This is a genomic window from uncultured Thiocystis sp. (assembly GCF_903866365.1).
In the GTDB taxonomy this organism is placed as follows: Bacteria; Pseudomonadota; Gammaproteobacteria; order Chromatiales; family Chromatiaceae; genus Chromatium.
In genome coordinates this window covers 1-1,772 of sequence record NZ_CAIPNF010000204.1, presented here as the reverse complement: position 1 = coordinate 1,772, position 1,772 = coordinate 1, and the positions used below count along the sequence as shown (strand labels likewise).

1 protein-coding gene and 1 pseudogene are annotated in these 1,772 nt (G+C 64.9%); one reads left to right on the top strand and one right to left on the bottom strand.

Going from position 1 to position 1,772, the window contains the following annotated elements; translation table 11 throughout:
• Positions 1-46: 46 nt before the first annotated feature.
• The gene (locus tag QZY07_RS11685; protein WP_295402653.1) at positions 47-322 is read right to left on the bottom strand and encodes a hypothetical protein; all 276 of its coding nucleotides are present in this window, start codon (positions 320-322) and stop codon (positions 47-49) included.
• Positions 323-540: 218 nt separating this feature from the next.
• On the opposite strand from QZY07_RS11685, the pseudogene QZY07_RS11680 reads away from it, so the two are divergent.
• A pseudogene (locus tag QZY07_RS11680) lies at positions 541-1,772 on the top strand (IS66 family transposase); the annotation flags it as partial.

Genomic DNA, 1,772 nt, shown 5'->3' with positions numbered 1-1,772 from the left:
GGCAACCACATCAGTTTGGATCGCACCCAATCCTGATGAAGCAATTCTAAATTTGCCCCTGCTTCCCGCCCGCGCGGCGTGCGGGAGGTGGTTGCGCCGGCTGAAGAGCCTCCAGCATGAAATCGAACAGGTGCTCCCAGGAGTCGAAGGGCAGATCCTGGGTCAGGGCACGCAGATGCTCGAAGAAGGTGCGACGCGACGGCAGTTGACGGCGCACCGCCTGGTCACCAGGATGGAGTCGGTCGAGCACGGTATGGACGAGGAACGCCAACAGGGTCAGGCTCGCTAACAGGGCGGCCAGATGCTGCTGGCCATGACCCATAGGTGTTCGGGATTTTTTAAGCCTGGACTTCCAGAAGCAACCTATACTTAGTTCTACTTTGTTAGCTTGACATAAGCTTATGATTTGCCAATATTATTTTCAGGGCAAAATTTGTAACTATTCAGGATCAGTTGCCAAACACCCTGCTCAGCCTGTAAATTTTCATCCTGTCTGACGCTCGACCCGCACCCGCTTGCCCTGACAGCAGAGATGCCGAGTTGGCGCGTTTGCGTGCGGAGAATGCCAAGCAAGCCGCTCAAATTGCCGCACTCCTGGCGCGCATCCAGGAACTGGAAGCGCGTCTGGCCAAGGATAGCCACCACTCCAGCAAGCCGCCGTCGTCCGATCCGCCCTTCAAGAAGCCTCCACCCAAGTCTCGGCGCCAGCGCAGCGGCAAGCCGCCGGGCGGCCAGACCGGGCATCCTGGCGCCACCCGCGCACTGGTCGACACCCCGGAACAGACCGTCATCGTGGCGTTGGCAGGGGTCTGCGCCTGTGGCCGTGACTGCGCCGAGATCGACGTGGAGGTCTTGCCCGAGCGCCGTCAGGCGATCGATCTGGTGGTGCGCCGGGAGGTCACCGAGTATCGGACAGTGTCCGGCGTTTGTGCCTGCGGTCAGACGCATCGCAGCCCCTTTCCGGAGGCGGTGAACGCGCCGGTTCAGGACGGCGCGGGGCTGATGGCGTTCGCGGTCTATCTCACCCACTACCAGAACCTGCCCGATCAACGGGTCGCGGAATTGCTGAACGCCTTGATGGGGATCCTGCTGTCGCCGGCGACCCTCGTCACCTGGGGCCGGCAGGCCGCGACGCGCCTGGCCGCCCCGGTGGCGGCGATCGGCCAAGCGGTGGCGCAGAGCGCCGTCGCCCATGCCGACGAAACCGGGATGCGCGTGGCCGGTGCCTTGCACTGGCTGCCTGTGCTCTGCACCACCACCTTGACCGTCTACGCCATCCACGCCAAGCGCGGCGCCGAGGCGCTGACGGCCATCGGCCTGCTGGGGGCTTTCGCGGGATCCTGGTCCATGATCACTGGCGGGCCGATTTGAGCACCGCCGCCGAGCAGGCCTTCTGCAATGCGCACCCTCTGCGCGAACTGATCGCCCTCGCCGAGGCCGACCCCGTCCCCCTTTGGCCCAAGCGCCTCATCGCGCGGCTGTGCGAGGCCAACGACACCGCCATCGCGGCACGGGCGGCCGGCTTCGCCGCTCTGCCCAGCCTCATGATCGAGGATCTCTTCAGCCGTTACGATGGCCTCCTCGCCGACGCCGATTGCTTCCATCCCCGCCGCCGACCGCCGCCAGGCAGCCGACGACGGGTCAAGCAGACCCCCGCCGTCAACCTCATCGAGCGATTGCGCACGCATCGCGAGGGCGTCCTGCGCTTCGTCGCCGACCTGCGCGTCCCCTTCGATAACAACCTCGCCGAGCGCGATCTGCGCATGCCCAAG